Origin of the sequence: Herbaspirillum sp. NPDC101397 (genome assembly GCF_044767325.1) — a bacterium.
Lineage (GTDB): Bacteria > Pseudomonadota > Gammaproteobacteria > Burkholderiales > Burkholderiaceae_D > Herbaspirillum.
In genome coordinates, this window is the sequence record NZ_JBIWNS010000004.1 from 308,697 (window position 1) to 325,978 (window position 17,282).

Consider the following 17,282-nt stretch of genomic DNA (forward strand, 5'->3'; position numbering starts at 1 on the left):
GCCGGGCCGTAAAATTCAAATGTCCGCAGCACCATGGGTGTCGACGGACATGCATCGAGAACAAGATAGTAAACGATTTACTTGCAGATTGACCGGCAGACGATCAGTCGAGTACCTTGAAACGCGGATCATCCGGATCAATCGAGGAAATGCCGCGCGCTTCTTCGGTCATCTGGGTTTCTTCGGCGCGATGTTCCTGGTGACGCTTGGTTTCCAGGTAGCCGTAGATTTCGGTGATCAGGTCTTCGCAACCGTCGCGGGTCAGCGCGGAGATTTCAAACACCGGCCCCTTCCAGCCGAAGCGCTTGACGAAGTCCTTGACGCGCTTCTTGCGGTCCGCTTCCGGCACCACGTCGAGCTTGTTGAGCACCAGCCAGCGCGGCTTGTCAAACAGGGAATCGTCGTACTTCTGCAATTCCTTGACGATGGCCTTGGCTTCCTTGACCGGATCGACAGTATCTTCAAACGGCGCCAGATCGACGATGTGCAACAGCAAACCGGTACGCTGCAAGTGGCGCAGGAACTGCACGCCCAGGCCGGCGCCATCGGCGGCGCCTTCGATCAGGCCCGGGATGTCGGCGATCACGAAGCTCTTTTCATGGCTCACGCGTACCACGCCCAGGTTCGGATGCAGGGTCGTAAATGGATAGTCGGCGATCTTCGGACGTGCGTTGGACACAGCCGAGATGAAGGTCGACTTGCCGGCGTTGGGCATACCCAGCAGGCCGACGTCGGCCAGCACCTTCAGCTCCAGCTTCAGTTCGCGGCGTTGGCCTTCCTTGCCTTCGGTCTTTTGACGCGGGGCGCGGTTGGTGGACGTCTTGAAATGGATGTTGCCCCAGCCGCCTTCGCCGCCTTGCGCCAGCAGGACAACCTGCTCGTGCTCGGTCAAATCGGCAATATGTTCGCCGGTGTTGTGGTCGACGATCAGCGTGCCTACCGGCATGCGCAGGAAAATATCGTCGGCGCCCTTGCCGTAGCAATCCGAGCCGCGGCCGTTTTCACCGTTGCGCGCCTTGTGCAGCTTGGAATAGCGATAGTCGATCAGGGTGTTGACGTTACGGTCGGCGACGGCCCAGATGCTGCCGCCCTTGCCGCCGTCGCCGCCGTCGGGACCACCGAACGGACGGAATTTTTCACGGCAAAAACTGGCAACGCCGTTGCCGCCATCGCCCGCGATCAGTTCGATCTTTGCTTCGTCGATAAACTTCATGATTGTTACCGCTAACTTAAAAGTAAGAAGCTCTGCTTAAAATAAACTTAGCCGGGCAAGCGGTGGGCATCAATGAAGACCGTTCGCCGGAGACAGTGTCCGAACGACAGCGGCGCCAGAAGAACACGGGCCATGATCGGAACACGGGTAGCTTAGGCAGAGATTCCTAGAGCTACAAGTACAGTCGCGTCAGCCACGCCGTTGCTCACGCTGGTCACGTTGGTGACACCGGACGGCAGACCTGCGCGCTGCAGGATGAATACAAAAACAGACAGCTAGAAACTAAAAAAGGCTCCACCAGAGGCAGAGCCTTAAAACAACTTTTGCTAAGGCTTGCGCCCTATGTAGTCACTGAATTGCAGGACTCAAGTAAAAACTTAAGCAGCCGCTGCAACAACAGTAACGTACTGGCGCTTCGCAACGCCCTTGATCACGAACTGGACTTTACCTTCTGTCAATGCGAACAGAGTGTGGTCCTTGCCCATGCCAACGTTTTCACCAGGATGAACCTTGGTGCCGCGTTGACGAATGATGATGCCGCCAGCGTTGATCGCTTGGCCGCCATAGACCTTGACGCCGAGTCGCTTCGACTCTGAATCACGGCCGTTGCGCGTAGTGCCGCCGCCTTTTTTATGTGCCATTTAAGGACTCCTTGTATCTAGTTTGACCTGCGCTGTTAAGCGTTGATCGAGACGATTTGCAGTTCGGTGTAGTTCTGGCGATGGCCTTGACGCTTCTGATAATGCTTACGACGACGCATCTTGAAGATCTTGACCTTGTCGTGGCGACCCTGCGCTATGACAGTAACCAGCACCGTTGCACCCTCGACCAATGGCGCACCGAATTTAACGGTATCGCCTGCGCCCACTGCGAGCACTTGATCCAAAGTGATTTGGGAGCCAATGTCTGCCGGTATCTGTTCTACTTTAAATTTTTCACCAGCGACAACTTTATATTGTTTGCCCCCGGTTTTTATGACCGCGTACATGTGAAACCTCATCGAAAATGAATGAATAAATTTTCTTTTTCTCCTCTGCGAGGCCCATGAAAAGCGGCTTTCGAATCGGGAAAACCTCCAATTATACATAGACTTAGCCTGCCCGTCAAAAGCTCTTGACTTCCGTGTGCAACACCTGATGAAAATGGCAATACGGCAATTTCCTGCAAGAAAAGCACAATTCGAAACAGTCGCGGCGGTACGTGGCAGCGCGTTTGTCATCGTATAATCACGGCAATCTTGATTTTTCACAGGTTCAGCCTTGTCCGCCGCTCTCCAAACCGCTACGCCCAATTCCTTCATTGACCCGATAGCTGCCGACATGGGCGAGGTCAATACCGTTATCCGCCAGCAACTTTATTCCGAAGTGCCGCTGGTGAACCAGGTTTCCGAATACATCATCAGCGCCGGCGGCAAGCGCATCCGGCCCGTGCTGGTGCTGCTGATCGCCAATGCCTACGCTTATAAAGGCACGGCTCACCACTCGCTGGCGGCGGTGATCGAATTCATCCACACCGCGACCCTGCTGCATGACGACGTTGTTGACGAATCGTCATTGCGCCGCGGCAAGGAAACCGCCAATGCCCTGTTCGGCAATGCCGCCTCGGTGCTGGTGGGCGACTTCCTTTATTCGCGCGCCTTCCAGATGATGGTGGCCGTGGGCAACGCCCGCGTCATGCAAATCGTCGCCGACGCCACCAACGTGATCGCCGAAGGTGAAGTGCTGCAATTGCTCAATATGCACAATCCGGACGTCAACGAAGAAGATTACTTGCGCGTGATCCGCTCCAAGACCGCCAAATTGTTCGAAGCCGCCGCCCAGCTGGGTGCGCTGATTTCCGGCGCCGACGAAGCCGGCATCGAAGCCGCCGGCGAATATGGCCGTTCGCTGGGCACCGCCTTCCAGCTGATCGACGACGTGCTGGACTATTCCGGCAACGCCGCCGAAATCGGCAAGAACGTCGGCGACGACCTGCGCGAAGGCAAGCCGACCTTGCCGCTGATCTATCTGATGGAAAACGGCACCGCAGAACAACGCGAACTGGTGCGCAGCTGTATCGAGAACGGCGACGAGCAGCATTTCAACGAGATCCTGGCTGCCATTACGAGCTCGGGTGCGCTCGATTACACCCGCCAGGAAGCGCAAAAAGCGGCACGCCGTGCAGCCGACGCGGTGAAGTCGCTGCCGGATAGCAAGTACAAAAATTCTTTGCTAGAATTATCGACGTTCGCCGTTGACCGCAATCACTGATCAACGACAAGACACCCACCGTCGGGGTGTAGCTTAGCCCGGTAGAGCGCTACGTTCGGGACGTAGAGGCCGGAGGTTCGAATCCTCTCACCCCGACCAGGTTTCCCGTGTTTCACGACGCATGTTTTTTCAGCAGGCGTCGCAGGTCCACCCTCAGTTCCCCCTCTGAATTGGTGTTAGAATCCAGCTTCGTTTGCGTCACGGAAGCGGGCTTGTACCCGTGGCCGGAGCAGGCGACTACATCAACTTCCCTTACGGTGACCCTTTGGATACCGTGCCCATATGGGTGCAAATTCTTGCACTGGCACTTCTGATTCTTTGCTCGGCATTCTTTTCGATGACCGAGACCGCCCTGATGGCTGCCAACCGGCATCGCCTCAGGCATCTAGCCAAGCATGGCAACAAGCGCGCCATCACGCTGCTGTGGCTGCTTGAGCGCACCGACCGCCTGCTGTCGCTGATCCTGATCGCCAATACGCTGATCAACGCTTTGGCAACGGCGCTGGTCACCGCGCTGGCGATCGCCGCCTTCGGCAACCACGAAAAAGTCATCACCATCGCCACCGCCTGCGTGGCCGGCCTGCTGATCATCTTTGCCGAAATCGTGCCCAAGATCATCGGTGCGACTTATCCGGAACGCATCTCGCTGTTTACCGGCTTCTTCCTCAAGCCGCTGATGGCGCTGGCCAAGCCGCTGCTGTGGGTGGTCAACATCATCGTCTCGACGATCCTGCGCATCATCCATATCAAGGCCAGCGGCCGCTCCCACGACCAGCGCCTGTCGCCGGAAGAGCTGCGCTCGATCGTGCTCGAGGGCGGCAACTTCATTCCGCAAAAGCACAAGAGCATCCTGCTGAACCTGTTCGATCTCGAGAAGATTTCGGTGGAAGACGTCATGACGCCGCGCGCCCAGGTCGAGGCGCTCAACCTGTCGGTTTCCATCGATGAAATTCGCAACCAGCTGGCGACCTGTTATCACAACAAGCTGCCGGTCTATGAAGGCGAGATCAACCAGATCGTCGGCATCCTGCATGTGCGAAAGGCGATCATGCTGTTCAGCCAGGATGAGGAAATTACCAGCGAAGAAATTCGTGCGCTGCTGAGCGCGCCGTATTTCATCCCGCAGGACACGGACGTCTTCACGCAGCTGCAATACTTCCAGGAAAACCACGAACGCCTCGGCATCATCGTCGACGAATACGGCGAAGTGCAGGGCCTGGTGACGCTGGAAGACATCATCGAGGAAATGATCGGCGAGTTCACCACCTCGGTGCCGGGCGCCGCGCGCGCCGACAGCTTCGCCTGGAACAAGGATGGCGAATGCCTGCTGGAAGGCGCCACTACCCTGCGCGACATCAACAAGCGCCTGGGCCTGAGCCTGCCGCTGGACGGTCCCAAGACGCTCAACGGCCTGCTGCTGGAATGGCTGCGCGACATCCCCGAAGCCAACGTGTCGGTGCGCATCGCCGGCTGCATCATCGAAATCGTCCAGGTGCAGAACCAGGCCATCAAGGTGGTCAAGCTGTTCGCGCCATCCGCTGCAAAAGCGCCGAAAGCCGAATAGCTACGATTTACAAGGCGGTACGCAAGCCGCATCATCGGTCGCGTCAGGTTCACTCCCGATGCAGTTCCGATACGACGATGCCAGCAAGACGCCGGTGCAACGCCGGTCGTTCCCTAGACTCTTGCCGGCACCGTCACCATGCTCCAGCGCGCTTCTGCACTTGCTTCCGCTTCTACGCCCATCCCTGACTTCGACGACGTCTCCGCCGTCAATTACTTGCAAAAAATCCTGCTCGACGCCATCAACCTCGGCGCCTCGGACCTGCATTTTGAACCGTTTGAGAAGCATTGCCGCATCCGCTTCCGCGTCGACGGCCAATTGCGCGACATCGTAGAGCCGCCGCTGTCGATGAAGGACAAGCTGGCTTCGCACATCAAGATCATTTCAGGCCTCGACATCGCCGAAAAGCGCGTGCCGCAGGATGGCCGCATGAAGCTGGCGCTGTCATCGACGCGCGCCATCGACTTCCGCGTGTCGACGCTGCCGACGCTGTTCGGCGAGAAGATCGTCATGCGCATCCTCGACGCCAGCCGATCCCAACTGGGCATCGACACGCTCGGCTACGACGCCGCACAGAAGGAACTGCTGCTGCAGGCGATCCGCCGGCCTTACGGCATGGTGCTGATGACCGGCCCGACCGGTTCGGGCAAGACGATGTCGCTGTACAGTTGCCTCAGCATCCTGAACCAGCCCGGCACGAATATTTCGACGGTCGAGGATCCGGCTGAAATCAGCCTGCCCGGCATCAATCAGGTCAACGTCAACCCGCGCGCCGGACTGACCTTTCCGGTTGCGCTGCGCGCCTTCCTGCGCCAGGATCCGGACGTGATCATGGTGGGCGAGATCCGCGACCTCGAGACCGCCGACATCGCCGTCAAGGCGGCGCAGACCGGGCATCTGGTGTTTTCCACGCTGCATACCAACGATGCGCCGTCGACGCTCACGCGCCTGATGAACATGGGCGTGCCGGCCTTCAACGTGGCCTCGTCGGTGATCATGATCACGGCGCAACGACTGGCGCGCAGGCTGTGCGCTTGCAAGCAGCCGGCGGACATCCCCGTGCAGGCGCTGCGCGAAGCCGGTTTCGGCGCGGCGGACCTGAACGGCGGCTGGACCCCGCATCGCGCCGCCGGTTGCCGCCGCTGCGGCGGCACCGGCTACAAGGGACGCGTCGGGATTTACCAGGTCATGCCGATCAGCGAGACCATCGAAGCCCTGATTCTGGCGCACGCCACGGCGCCGGACATCGAAGCGCAGGCGGTGCGCGAAGGCGTGCTCACGCTGCGCCAGGCCGGTCTGCAAAAAGTCTGCGATGGCCTGACCAGCCTGGAGGAGATTCTCGCATGCACCAATCTGTGACAATGTCACCGGACGCCTCTGCATGACGACGGCACGCGACGAGCTCTATGCCTGGGAGGGCCGCGATCGCCAAGGCAAACCCGCACGCGGCGAGATGCGCGCCGGCGGTCCGGCGCTGGTCGGCGCGATACTGCGACGCCAAGGCATCCAGGCGGCATCCATCCGCAAAAAAAGCGTACAGCGCGACAAGCGCATCGGCGAGAAGGACATCGCGCTGTTCACGCGGCAACTGGCGACCATGCTCAAGGCCGGGGTGCCGTTGCTGCAGGCGTTCGACATCGTCGCGCGCGGCCAGGCCAATCCGGCGCTGGCGCGGCTGGTGACCGGACTGCGCACCGACGTGGAAGGCGGCAGCGGCCTGCACCAGGCCTTCGGCCGTCATCCGCGCCAGTTCGATGCACTGTATTGCAACCTGGTGGCGGCAGGCGAACAAGCAGGCCTGCTCGATGAATTGTTGGCGCGCCTGGCCCAGTACAAGGAAAAAACGCTGGCCACACGCAGCAAAGTACGCGCCGCGCTGGTCTATCCGGTCGCCATCGTGGGGGTCGCCGTGCTGGTGACGTCCATCATCATGATCTGGGTGGTGCCGTCGTTCAAGGAGGTATTCGGCAGCTTCGGCGCAGTGTTGCCGCTGCCGACGCTGATCGTCATCGCCATCTCGGATTTCATGACGGCATACTGGTGGCTGCTGGTCGCGACGTTTGGCGGGGCGGGCGCCTGGCTACTGCGGGCATGGCGCAGGTCGCCCGCCTTGCAGGCCCGGGCCGACCGCTGGCTGCTGCGTCTGCCGGTGGTCGGCAACATCGTGCGCAAGGCGGCGCTGGCGCGCTGGAGCCGTACCCTGGCGACACTGTTTGCCGCCGGCGTGCCGCTGGTCGATGCACTCGTATCTGTGCGCGGCGCGGCGGCCAACGCGGTATACGCCGAAGCCACCGCCACCATTGGTCGCGAGGTCGGCGACGGCGCCAGCCTGGCGGCGGCGATCGAGAGCACCGGACTTTTCCCGGAACTGGTCGGGCAGATGGTCGCCATCGGCGAGGAATCAGGCGCGCTCGACCAGATGCTGGCCAAAGTCGCCGATTTTTATGAAATCGAGGTCGACGAAGCGGTCGCTTCCCTCTCCACGCTGGTGGAACCCTTTATCATGCTGGTATTGGGCGTCGTCATCGGCGGCCTGGTGATTGCGATGTACCTGCCTATTTTCAAACTGGGATCCGTTATCTGATGTTCGACCTGCTGACTCTTGCCGACATGCCCGCCGGCGGCACTGCCGCAGCGGCGGCGCTGGCCGCCTGCGCAGGACTGCTGATCGGCAGCTTCCTCAACGTGGTGATTCACCGGCTGCCGCAGATGATGCAGCGCGAAGCCGAGAACTACCTCGCCTATGAAGCCGGCCGCATCCCGCCGCATGGCGAGCGCTACAGCCTGTGGACGCCGCGCTCGGCTTGCCCGCATTGCGCAGCACCCGTTGCGGCCCGGCACAACATTCCCGTACTCGGCTACCTGCTGCTGCGCGGACGTTGCGCCGCATGCCGCACTGCCATCTCGCGCCGCTATCCGGCAGTGGAAATCTTCACCGCGCTGCTGTCGGCGCTGACGGCCTGGCATTTCGGCCTCGGCCTGGAAGGCGTCGCCGCACTGGTCTTCGTCTATTTCCTGATTGCGCTTGGCTTCATCGACGCCCACACCCAGCTGCTGCCCGACAGCCTGACATTGCCGCTGCTGTGGCTGGGCCTGCTGGTCAACCTCGACGGTGTCTTTGTCCCGTTGGCCGATGCGGTAATGGGCGCAGCGGCCGGTTATCTTGTACTCTGGAGCATTTACTGGATCTTCAGGCTGGCCACAGGCAAGGAAGGCATGGGCTACGGCGACTTCAAGCTGCTGGCGGCGCTCGGCGCGTGGCTGGGCTGGCAGGCGCTGCCGCTGATCCTGGTGCTGGCGTCCTGCGTCGGCGCTCTGGTCGGCATCGCCATGGTGCTCCTGCGCAAGCAGAGCAAGGATCAGACCATTCCGTTCGGCCCGTACCTGGCGCTGGGCGGCGTACTGATGCTGCTGTACGGCAAATTTCTATTTCTGTTCGAGCCCTGATTCAGGGCGTTAATTCAAATTGCATTGATGAACGACATTTCTTCCACCGTCGGCGCAACGCCATTTTCGATCGGCTTGACCGGCGGCATCGGCAGCGGCAAGACCACTGTCGCCGACCTGTTCGGCGAACGCGGTGCGGCACTGATCGACACCGACGCCATCGCCCATCAGCTGACCACACCGGGCGGCGCCGCCATTGACGCCATCCGTGCAACATTCGGCGACGACTTCATCGGCGCCGACGGCGCCATGGACCGCCCCCGCATGCGCGCCCATGTATTCGCCGACGCCGGCGCGCGCAAACGGCTGGAGGCCGTGCTGCATCCGCTGATCCGCAGCGAGACCGCGCGCGCGGCGCAAGCGGCGCGCGGAGATTACCTCATCTTTGTGGTACCGCTGCTGGTCGAGTCCCAACAATGGCGCACACGCACCTCGCGCATCCTCGTTGTCGATTGCAGCGAAGAAGTCCAGATCGCCCGCGTCATGCAACGCAATGGCATGACGCGCGCGCAAGTCGAGGCCATCATGAAGGCCCAGGCCACGCGCGCAGAGCGGCTTGCAGCAGCCGACGACGTCATCGAAAACAATGGCGACACCGCTGCGTTGCTGCCGCAAATCGAACGCCTGCACGCGCTCTATCTGGCCATGGCGAAAACAAATCGCGATGGGCATTTGTAATTTTCCTCTGCATGGGTCAGAATCACGTAAATTGAACGCGCGCTTTATCAATATCCTCACTCTCTTCACTATTCTGCAATTGTGCAATTGTTGAAGACATATTCATAAAGCGCGTTGTCGAATCCGATTCAACTTTAAAGGGACGCAGCTTTGATCGTTTACGAATACCCTTTCAACGAGCGTATTCGCACGCTGTTGCGGTTGGAGGATTTGCACGAGAAGTTCGTGTTCTTCCTGCATCAGGAAAGCCCGCTGCAACATCATGTCGCCCTCTCCACCATTTTCGAGATGCTCGAAGTGGCTGGACGCGCCGACCTCAAATCCGATCTGCTGCAAGAACTGGAACGCCAGAAGCAAATCCTGCTGGCCTACCAATCCAATCCCAATGTCGAAGCCGAGATGCTCAACGCCATCCTGAGCGAAGTCGACCGCGCCAGCGCCGCTTTGGCTGCCTCGCAAGGCCGGACCGGCCAGAATATCCGCGAAAACGAATGGCTCATGAGCATCCGCGGCCGCACCATCATCCCGGGCGGCGCCTGCGAATTCGACCTGCCTTCTTACTACGCCTGGCAAAAACGCACGGCGGAGCAGCGTTTCACCGATATTTCCAACTGGTTTGCACCGCTGGTGCCGTTGTTCGACGCCGTCGGCATCGTCATGCGACTGCTGCGGGAATCGGGACAACCGGTCAAAATCAACGCAGAAGGCGGAAGTTACCAGCAGATGCTGCAAGGGAAGATTTATCAGATGCTGCGTCTGGTGATCGACGAAGAGATGGGCGCGATCCCCGAGATTTCGGCCAACAAGTACATGCTGTGGGTGCGCTTCACTTCCCAAGACGGCGACATGAAACCCAAGCCTTTCGAAGGCGAAGTGCCGTTCGAACTGGCATTGTGCGGGTTTTAAGCAAGCGATTCAGATAGAACTCAGGTACACGTTATGGCAACAATCGTAGACTGCCCCACTTGCGGCACCAAGGTGGAATGGACCGAAAAGAACAAATACCGGCCGTTTTGCTCGGACCGCTGCAAACAGATCGATCTCGGCGCATGGGCCGAAGAAAAATACGCCATCCCCGCCGTCAACCTGCCGCAGGAGCCGGACGAGGACAATTCCTCAGTCCAATAGACCAGCCCGCGTCGGTCAGACCGGCAGCCGGAGTTTATCGATCCACTCGATCAACGGAATCGTGGCCGGCAGCAACGGCGCGACATCCACGCTGCCCTGCCACGCAAACGCTTGCCCCTCAAGGCTTTGCGGTTCACCGCGCCAGTCCCGGCTGATGTAGAAATGCAAACGCACGTGCGCATGCGGATAGATGTGCTGCACGCCGCACCAAGCTTCGGCCGACACCACTTCAATTCCCAGTTCTTCCAGAAACTCGCGCTTGAGCGCATCCAGCACCGACTCGCCGGCTTCGACCTTCCCGCCGGGAAACTCCCAGTAACCGGCGTATGGCTTGCCTTCGGGACGCTGCCCCAGCAGGACGTCACCGTTCGGCTTCATCAGGATACCGACGGCCACGTCGATCGGCGGCATTGCCTCCTTGGCAAGTATCATCAGGCTTTGAGCTTTCCGGCGTAATCCTTGGAGAACTGCCAGGCCACGCGACCCGAGCGCGAGCTGCGCTGCAGGGCCCAGCGCAGGGCGTCGCCGCGCGCTGCTTCAATCTGGGCCGCATCGCAGCCGAAATGACGCAGCCAGTGCGCCACGATTTCAAGATAGTCGTCCTGCTTGAACGGATAGAAGGTCACCCACAGGCCGAAACGCTCGGACAGGGAGATCTTTTCTTCCACGGTTTCGCCGGGATGGAGGTCGCCGTCGTCGGTGTGGGTGTACGTCGAGTTGTCCGACATGCGCTCGGGCATCAGGTGGCGGCGGTTGGAAGTCGCGTAGATCAGCACGTTATCCGACTGCGCGGCGATGCTGCCGTCGAGCGCCACCTTGAGCGCCTTGTAGCCGCTCTCGCCTTCTTCGAAGGACAAGTCGTCACAGAAGATGATGAAGCGTTCCGGACGCGCCGACACCAGGTCGACGATGTCGGGCAGGTCGTGCAGGTCGTCCTTGTCCACCTCGATCAGGCGCAGGCCCCGGTCGGCGTACTGGTTCAGGCAAGCCTTGATCAGCGAAGACTTGCCGGTGCCGCGCGCACCGGTCAGCAGCACGTTGTTGGCCGGACGGCCGTCGACGAACTGTTTGGTGTTCTGGTCGATCTGTTCCTTCTGCGGCCCGATGTTATGCAGGTCGGACAAGGCGATGTGGGAGATATGGCCAACCGACTGCAGGTAACCGCCGCCGTTATTGCCATTGCGGCGGCGCCAGCGAAACGCCACGCCCTTGTCCCACTCCACCGACGTCGCCGACTGCGGCAGGATGGATTCGATACGGGCCAGCAAGGCCTCGGCGCGCTGAAGAAACTGATCTAATTGAGTCATGACAAGGGGCAAGGAGGATCAAGGAATTTCACATTGTGACGGAAACCCGATCCGCCGCGCGTGAATAAAATTCGTGAGAACCGCGAGCCGTTCAACTAAAAACATCTCAGGCTCTGAATTCGCTCAGAAGCTTAGCGAGCGGCTCAAGGTCGGTGCGAGAAGCGCAGCCGTACTGACGTACGGCGGGCATCACAGCGCCGGGATTGAGTCGCGCAGCAGCTTATGAACGAATTCAGGAGCGGTAGTCGGCGTTGATGGTGACATACTCGTGGGACAGGTCGCAAGTCCAGATCGACGCCTTGGCCGTACCGCGCGCCAGCTTCACGCGCACCGTGATCTCGCTCTTCTTCATGACGCGCTGGCCGTCTTCTTCCTTGTAATCCGGATTACGGCCGCCGTTCTTGGCGACCCAGACGTCGTCCAGGTACAGGTTCAGTTTCGAGACGTCGAGATCGTCGACACCGGCATAACCGATCGCCGCCAGGATGCGGCCCAGATTCGGATCGGAGGCGAAGAAGGCCGTCTTGACCAGCGGCGAGTGGCCGATCGAGTAGGCGATCTTGCGGCACTCATCGACGCTCTTGCCGTCTTCCACGGTGACTTCGATGAACTTGGTGGCGCCTTCACCGTCGCGCACGATCTGGTGTGCGAGGTTCTGCGACAGCGCGCTCACGGCAGCGGCCAGTTCCTTGTACTCGGCGCTGTCGGCGCTGGTGATTTCCAGTTCGCCGGCGCCGGTGGCGATCAGCATGAAGGAGTCGTTGGTCGAGGTGTCGCCGTCGATGGTGATGCAGTTGAACGACTGGTCGGCGGCGTCCTTGACCAGTTGGTTCAGCAGCGCCTGCGGCACTTTGGCGTCGAACGCCAGGTAGCCGAGCATGGTCGCCATGTTCGGCTTGATCATGCCGGCGCCTTTGCTGATGCCGGTCATGACCACTTTCTTGCCACCGATGGTGATCGTGCGCGAGGCCGCTTTCGGCTGGGTGTCGGTGGTCATGATGGATTCGGCGGCGGCGAACCAGTTGTCGGTCTTCAGGTTGGCGATCGCAGCAGGCAAGCCTGCCTTGATGCGGTCGACCGGCAGGGGTTCGAGGATGACGCCGGTGGAGAACGGCAGGACTTGCTCCGGCTTCAGGCCGAGCAAGTTCGCCAGTTCGGCACAGGTGTCGTTGGCGCGCGCCAGGCCTTCTTCGCCGGTGCCGGCGTTGGCGTTGCCGGTGTTGATCACCAGCGCGCGGATAGGCGCGGCATCGCTGGCTTGCGCCAGATGCGTCTTGCAGACTTGCACCGGCGCCGCGCAGAAACGGTTGAGCGTAAACACGCCGGCGATGGTGGCGCCCGGCGCCAGTTTCATGACCAGCAAATCCTTGCGGTTGGCCTTGCGCACGCCGGCTTCGGCGTAGCCCAGCTCGATGCCGGCAACGGGTTTCAGATCGGCGGAAACGGGAAGAGGAGAATTGACGGCCATGGTTGTCTAGTCAGCGTTAAAGGTGAAAGGGAATGCGGGAGAGCGTTATTGTAATCGGATCGGATGACCGGAATATTTTTACGGCATCAGATTCTTGGCGACCACGAACCAGGGGCGTCGCGCCAGCGGCAGCAGCCGTGCATTGGCGTCGATGGGAATCAGCGACTCCGACACCGAATTGAAGACGTTGCCGCCGATCACGCCGGCCCAGCCGCGCTCGGGATGGATTTCGTAGACAAGATCGCAATGTCCCGGCAAACCCGGCCGGATGTCGTCCAGCGTGGCGGCCTGGTTGCTGTCGCGCGGTGCGCAGATCAGGTCGCCCGGTGCGATCGGTTCGGTCGCCGCCGGACGCAGCACGAACAGCGGCGCCGGCAGGCTCTGGCGCGCCTTGAGATAACTCAGGTAGTTGAAGTGCACGTCGCTGGGCAGGAAGTCATCAGAAGAAATCCCCGCCGCCTGCATCAGGTAGGAAATGAACGCCGCCGACCAGGCTTGCTGCGTATCGGCGCCGGTGAGGGACTTGCCCACCGACTGCCAGTACATGCCTACGCGCTGCACCGCCTCGCCTTCATCTTCCAGCAAACCCAGGCGTGGGGCGCTGAGGAATTCGCCGCGCATGTCGATCTGCTGGCGATCGAAAAACGACCATTCGGTTTCGGCCGCCGCCAGCAAGGCGGCACGCGGCGGTGCATCCTGACGCACGGCCAAGGCGGAAGCCTCCGTCGTCGCTACCGGGGCGCTGCCGCACGCCGCCAGCGTCACCAGCAAAGCCGAGGCCACAAGAAAGCGGAACGGAGTTATCGGGAAGCGCATGCTTGCTTTCTTTGTCATGTTGTCATTCCGGTGAAACCACTTTCAAACCGATGATGCCGACGATGATCAGCGCCAGGCAGGCCAGCCGCGCCGGCGATGCTGATTCGTGGAACAGCACGATGCCGAGGATGACCGCGCCGACGGCGCCGATGCCGGTCCAGATGGCATAGGCGGTACTGAGCGGCAGGGTCTTCACCGCCAGCGCCAGCAGACCGACGCTGACGGCCATCGCAGCCAGCGTCGCCACGCTCGGCAACAAACGCGTGAAGCCGTCGGTGTATTTCAGTCCGACCGCCCACGCCACTTCAAACAAACCCGCCAATACCAGAATGATCCAGGCCATAGCCAATTCCTTTACGCTGCGGGGCCGTCCCCATCGAGTGAATCCGCGGCGAGGTCGTCCACGCACGGGGCCGGCCGTCGTTGCACTACGGCGCGGAGAACGAAAGAAAAAAGCCGCTCCGGAAATCGGGAGCGGCTCAATCACAACTAACAACTAACAACTAACAACTAACAACTAACAACTAACAGCGGCTTAAGCCAGCTTGCCGTGGCATTGCTTGTACTTCTTGCCGCTGCCGCATGGGCATGGATCGTTGCGGCCGACCTTCGGCAAACCGTTGACCAGCGGTTGCTGGGCATTGTCGTCGGAAGCGGCGCTGGCGGTCGGCGCCAGCAGCTCTTCCGGCGCCGCATTGGCGTCGAAATCGGCATGCTGGTAATGCACGTTTTCGACGTGCGACTGCGCCAGGTTTTCTTCGGCTTCTTCGATCGCCTCACGGCTTTCGATGCGTACCGTCATGACGATCTTGATGACTTCGTTCTTGATCAGATCGAGCATCTGGGCGAACAGCTCAAAGGCTTCGCGCTTGTATTCCTGCTTCGGATTCTTTTGCGCATAGCCGCGCAGGTGAATACCCTGGCGCAGATGGTCCAGCGCCGCCAGATGTTCACGCCAGTGACTGTCGATGCTCTGCAGCATGACGCTGCGCTCGAAACCGCTGAACGCTTCGGTGCCGACCACATCGACCTTGGCCTTGTACGTCGTTGCCGCAGCGGACAGGACGCGCTCAAGCAACTCTTCGTCGGTCAGGTTCGGCTCGGCTTCCAAGATGGCCGTCAGCGGCACGGCCAGTTGCCATTCGTTGGCGAGGGCGGCTTCCAGCGCCGGGATGTCCCATTGCTCTTCGACCGACTCTTCCGGCACGTGGGTGCGGAAGGCTTCGGTGAACACGCCTTCGCGCAGCGACGTGATCATCTCTTCCATTTCGGCGGCTTCCAGCAACTCATTGCGCTGCTGGTAGATCACCTTGCGCTGGTCGTTGGCGACGTCGTCGTATTCCAGCAATTGCTTGCGGATGTCGAAGTTGCGCGCTTCCACCTTGCGCTGCGCCGATTCGATCGAACGCGAAACGATGCCCGCTTCGATCGGTTCGCCTTCCGGCATCTTCAGACGGTCCATGATCGCGCGCACGCGATCGCCGGCGAAGATGCGCAGCAGCGCGTCGTCCAGCGACAGATAGAAACGCGACGAACCCGGATCGCCCTGACGGCCTGAACGGCCGCGCAGCTGATTGTCGACGCGACGCGATTCGTGGCGTTCGGTGCCGATGATGTGCAGGCCGCCGGCGCCGACCACGTGGTCGTGCAGCGACTGCCATTCGTCATGCAGTTTTTGTGCTTGCGCCGCCTTGTCGGCATCCGACAGGGACGCATCGGCGTCAATGATCTTGATCTGATTTTCGACGTTGCCGCCCAGTACGATGTCGGTACCGCGACCGGCCATGTTGGTGGCGATCGTGATCATCTTGGGGCGACCGGCCTGCGCAATGATTTCCGCTTCGCGCGCGTGTTGCTTGGCGTTGAGGACGTTATGCGGCAGCTTGGACTGGTTCAGGATGCCCGACAGCAGCTCGGAATTTTCGATCGAAGTCGTACCGACCAATACTGGCTGGCCGCGCTCGTAGCAATCCTGGATGTCCTTGACCATCGCCGTGTACTTCTCTTGCGATGTCTTGTAGACCTGATCCTGGCGATCCTTGCGGGCGCTTGGACGGTTGGGCGGAATCACCACGGTTTCCAGGTTATAGATTTCCTGGAATTCGTAGGCTTCGGTGTCGGCGGTGCCGGTCATGCCGGACAGCTTGCCGTACATGCGGAAATAGTTCTGGAACGTGATCGAGGCCAGCGTCTGGTTCTCGTTCTGGATCTTGACGCCTTCCTTGGCTTCCACGGCCTGGTGCAGGCCGTCGGACCAGCGGCGACCGGTCATCAGGCGGCCGGTGAATTCATCGACGATCACGACTTCGCCGTTCTGCACCACGTATTGCTGATCCTTGTGATACAGCGTGTGGGCGCGCAAGGCGGCGTACAGGTGATGCACCAGCGAGATGTTGGAGGCGTCGTACAGCGAAGCGCCTTCCGGCAACAGGCCCATGCTGGTCAGGATTTGTTCGGCGCGCTCGTGGCCGGCTTCGGTCAGCAGGACCTGATGGCCCTTTTCGTCCTTGGTGTAATCGCCCGGGACTTCAACCTTGCCCTTGCCGTCGGGAGTTTCTTCGCCGATCTGCAGCGTCAGCAGCGGTGGCACTCCATTGATCTTGTGGTACAGGTCAGTGTGATTTTCGGCCTGGCCGGAAATGATCAGCGGGGTGCGCGCTTCGTCGATCAGGATCGAGTCGACTTCATCGACGATGGCGAAATTCAGGCCGCGTTGCACGCGATCGGTCGCATCGAACACCATGTTGTCGCGCAGGTAGTCGAAACCGAATTCGTTGTTGGTGCCGTAGGTGATGTCCGAAGCGTAGGCGCCCTGCTTGAGGTCGTGCTCCATCTGCGACAGGTTGACGCCGGTCGACAGGCCGAGCCAGCCGTACAGCTTGCCCATCCATTCAGCATCGCGTTGCGCCAGGTAATCGTTGACGGTGACCACGTGCACGCCCTTGCCCGACAAGGCGTTCAGGTATGCCGGCAGTGTCGCCATCAGGGTCTTGCCTTCGCCGGTGCGCATTTCGGCGATCTTGCCGAAGTGCAGCACCATGCCGCCGACCAGCTGGACGTCGAAGTGACGCATCTTGAGCACGCGCTTGCTGGCCTCGCGGCAGACCGCGAAAGCCTCCGGCAGAATGTCGTCAAGCTTGGTTCCGCTTGCCACGCGCTGCTTGAACTCCGGCGTCTTGGCTTGCAGCTCGGCATCCGACAGTTTCTCGATGTCCGCTTCGAGCGCATTGATTTGACGGACAATTTTTTGATATTGTTTGAGCAACCGCTGATTGCGGCTACCGAAAATCTGGGTCAGTAATGACATGCTTGGATTCTAAAAAAGCGCCGAAAAATGACTCTGCGCGGCAGTTTTGCCCGCACGGAACCGGAATGAGGCCAATAAACCTTGGATTTTAGCATGCAAGCGGCC

Annotated in this window: 16 protein-coding genes, 1 tRNA gene and 1 pseudogene; 9 read left to right on the top strand and 9 right to left on the bottom strand. The window is 60.4% G+C overall.

Annotated elements, in window-relative coordinates:
- Nucleotides 1-103: 103 nt before the first annotated feature.
- The 3 genes from obgE to rplU all read right to left on the bottom strand — a co-directional run bounded on the left by obgE (nucleotide 104) and on the right by rplU (nucleotide 2,201).
- The gene (gene obgE, locus ACIROW_RS11925) at nucleotides 104-1,213 is read right to left on the bottom strand and encodes a GTPase ObgE (RefSeq protein ID WP_402275587.1); all 1,110 of its coding nucleotides are present in this window, start codon (nucleotides 1,211-1,213) and stop codon (nucleotides 104-106) included.
- Nucleotides 1,214-1,590: 377 nt separating this feature from the next.
- Nucleotides 1,591-1,854, bottom strand: coding sequence for a 50S ribosomal protein L27 (gene rpmA, locus ACIROW_RS11930; RefSeq protein WP_016834239.1), 264 nt, complete (start codon nucleotides 1,852-1,854; stop codon nucleotides 1,591-1,593).
- A 35-nt stretch (nucleotides 1,855-1,889) separates the two neighbouring features.
- Nucleotides 1,890-2,201, bottom strand: a complete 312-nt coding sequence (rplU, locus tag ACIROW_RS11935) for a 50S ribosomal protein L21 (RefSeq protein WP_116436658.1) — start codon at nucleotides 2,199-2,201, stop codon at nucleotides 1,890-1,892.
- Nucleotides 2,202-2,472: 271 nt separating this feature from the next.
- On the opposite strand from rplU, the gene ispB reads away from it, so the two are divergent.
- The 9 genes and pseudogenes from ispB (at nucleotide 2,473) to yacG (ending at nucleotide 10,279) form a co-directional block, all read left to right on the top strand.
- On the top strand, nucleotides 2,473-3,462 hold the full coding sequence (gene ispB / locus ACIROW_RS11940) for an octaprenyl diphosphate synthase (RefSeq protein WP_402275590.1): 990 nt from the start codon (nucleotides 2,473-2,475) through the stop codon (nucleotides 3,460-3,462).
- 22 nt (nucleotides 3,463-3,484) lie between these two features.
- Nucleotides 3,485-3,561 (top strand) — tRNA-Pro (locus tag ACIROW_RS11945).
- A 166-nt stretch (nucleotides 3,562-3,727) separates the two neighbouring features.
- A complete protein-coding gene (locus tag ACIROW_RS11950) occupies nucleotides 3,728-5,026 on the top strand; it encodes an HlyC/CorC family transporter (RefSeq protein ID WP_402275592.1) in 1,299 nt (432 codons plus the stop codon).
- A 207-nt stretch (nucleotides 5,027-5,233) separates the two neighbouring features.
- Nucleotides 5,234-6,385: pseudogene (locus ACIROW_RS11955) on the top strand (ATPase, T2SS/T4P/T4SS family); the annotation flags it as partial.
- A 22-nt stretch (nucleotides 6,386-6,407) separates the two neighbouring features.
- A complete protein-coding gene (locus tag ACIROW_RS11960; protein ID WP_402275595.1) occupies nucleotides 6,408-7,610 on the top strand; it encodes a type II secretion system F family protein in 1,203 nt (400 codons plus the stop codon).
- A complete protein-coding gene (locus ACIROW_RS11965) occupies nucleotides 7,610-8,473 on the top strand; it encodes a prepilin peptidase (RefSeq protein ID WP_402275597.1) in 864 nt (287 codons plus the stop codon). Before ACIROW_RS11960 ends, ACIROW_RS11965 begins: the two co-directional genes overlap by 1 nt.
- Before the next feature lie 27 nt (nucleotides 8,474-8,500).
- Complete coding sequence (gene coaE, locus ACIROW_RS11970; protein WP_402275599.1) at nucleotides 8,501-9,151, top strand: dephospho-CoA kinase; 651 nt, start codon at nucleotides 8,501-8,503, stop codon at nucleotides 9,149-9,151.
- Between the two features lie 150 nt (nucleotides 9,152-9,301).
- Entirely contained in the window at nucleotides 9,302-10,057 is a 756-nt protein-coding gene (gene zapD, locus ACIROW_RS11975; RefSeq protein WP_402275601.1) for a cell division protein ZapD, read from the top strand.
- 33 nt (nucleotides 10,058-10,090) lie between these two features.
- Nucleotides 10,091-10,279, top strand: a complete 189-nt coding sequence (gene yacG / locus ACIROW_RS11980; protein ID WP_402275603.1) for a DNA gyrase inhibitor YacG — start codon at nucleotides 10,091-10,093, stop codon at nucleotides 10,277-10,279.
- 15 nt (nucleotides 10,280-10,294) lie between these two features.
- On the opposite strand, the gene ACIROW_RS11985 is transcribed toward yacG, so the two are convergent.
- The 6 genes from ACIROW_RS11985 to secA all read right to left on the bottom strand — a co-directional run bounded on the left by ACIROW_RS11985 (nucleotide 10,295) and on the right by secA (nucleotide 17,177).
- Nucleotides 10,295-10,690 carry an NUDIX domain-containing protein gene (locus ACIROW_RS11985; protein WP_402275605.1) on the bottom strand — a complete coding sequence of 132 codons (396 nt, stop codon included), beginning with the start codon at nucleotides 10,688-10,690 and terminating at the stop codon, nucleotides 10,295-10,297.
- 20 nt (nucleotides 10,691-10,710) lie between these two features.
- Nucleotides 10,711-11,586: an ATP-binding protein gene (locus ACIROW_RS11990; RefSeq protein WP_402275607.1), complete on the bottom strand. Its 876-nt coding sequence runs from the start codon at nucleotides 11,584-11,586 to the stop codon at nucleotides 10,711-10,713.
- A 232-nt stretch (nucleotides 11,587-11,818) separates the two neighbouring features.
- Nucleotides 11,819-13,054: a bifunctional glutamate N-acetyltransferase/amino-acid acetyltransferase ArgJ gene (gene argJ / locus ACIROW_RS11995; RefSeq protein WP_402275609.1), complete on the bottom strand. Its 1,236-nt coding sequence runs from the start codon at nucleotides 13,052-13,054 to the stop codon at nucleotides 11,819-11,821.
- A gap of 78 nt (nucleotides 13,055-13,132) precedes the next feature.
- The gene (locus ACIROW_RS12000; RefSeq protein WP_402275611.1) at nucleotides 13,133-13,888 is read right to left on the bottom strand and encodes a DUF2272 domain-containing protein; all 756 of its coding nucleotides are present in this window, start codon (nucleotides 13,886-13,888) and stop codon (nucleotides 13,133-13,135) included.
- A gap of 4 nt (nucleotides 13,889-13,892) precedes the next feature.
- Complete coding sequence (gene sugE, locus ACIROW_RS12005) at nucleotides 13,893-14,213, bottom strand: quaternary ammonium compound efflux SMR transporter SugE (protein WP_029363820.1); 321 nt, start codon at nucleotides 14,211-14,213, stop codon at nucleotides 13,893-13,895.
- A 192-nt stretch (nucleotides 14,214-14,405) separates the two neighbouring features.
- A complete protein-coding gene (gene secA / locus ACIROW_RS12010; protein WP_402275613.1) occupies nucleotides 14,406-17,177 on the bottom strand; it encodes a preprotein translocase subunit SecA in 2,772 nt (923 codons plus the stop codon).
- Nucleotides 17,178-17,282 lie beyond the last annotated feature (105 nt).

Bases quoted from the DNA above. Each gene is read 5' to 3' on its own strand.
- argJ (WP_402275609.1), bottom strand. From the start codon at position 13,054: ATGGCCGTCAATTCTCCTCTTCCCGTTTCCGCCGATCTGAAACCCGTT.
- obgE (WP_402275587.1), bottom strand. From the start codon at position 1,213: ATGAAGTTTATCGACGAAGCAAAGATCGAACTGATCGCGGGCGATGGC.
- rpmA (WP_016834239.1), bottom strand. From the start codon at position 1,854: ATGGCACATAAAAAAGGCGGCGGCACTACGCGCAACGGCCGTGATTCA.
- sugE (WP_029363820.1), bottom strand. From the start codon at position 14,213: ATGGCCTGGATCATTCTGGTATTGGCGGGTTTGTTTGAAGTGGCGTGG.
- ACIROW_RS11985 (WP_402275605.1), bottom strand. From the start codon at position 10,690: ATGCCGCCGATCGACGTGGCCGTCGGTATCCTGATGAAGCCGAACGGT.
- rplU (WP_116436658.1), bottom strand. From the start codon at position 2,201: ATGTACGCGGTCATAAAAACCGGGGGCAAACAATATAAAGTTGTCGCT.
- ACIROW_RS11990 (WP_402275607.1), bottom strand. From the start codon at position 11,586: ATGACTCAATTAGATCAGTTTCTTCAGCGCGCCGAGGCCTTGCTGGCC.
- yacG (WP_402275603.1), top strand. From the start codon at position 10,091: ATGGCAACAATCGTAGACTGCCCCACTTGCGGCACCAAGGTGGAATGG.
- secA (WP_402275613.1), bottom strand. From the start codon at position 17,177: ATGTCATTACTGACCCAGATTTTCGGTAGCCGCAATCAGCGGTTGCTC.
- ACIROW_RS11965 (WP_402275597.1), top strand. From the start codon at position 7,610: ATGTTCGACCTGCTGACTCTTGCCGACATGCCCGCCGGCGGCACTGCC.
- ACIROW_RS11960 (WP_402275595.1), top strand. From the start codon at position 6,408: ATGACGACGGCACGCGACGAGCTCTATGCCTGGGAGGGCCGCGATCGC.
- ACIROW_RS12000 (WP_402275611.1), bottom strand. From the start codon at position 13,888: ATGACAAAGAAAGCAAGCATGCGCTTCCCGATAACTCCGTTCCGCTTT.
- coaE (WP_402275599.1), top strand. From the start codon at position 8,501: ATGAACGACATTTCTTCCACCGTCGGCGCAACGCCATTTTCGATCGGC.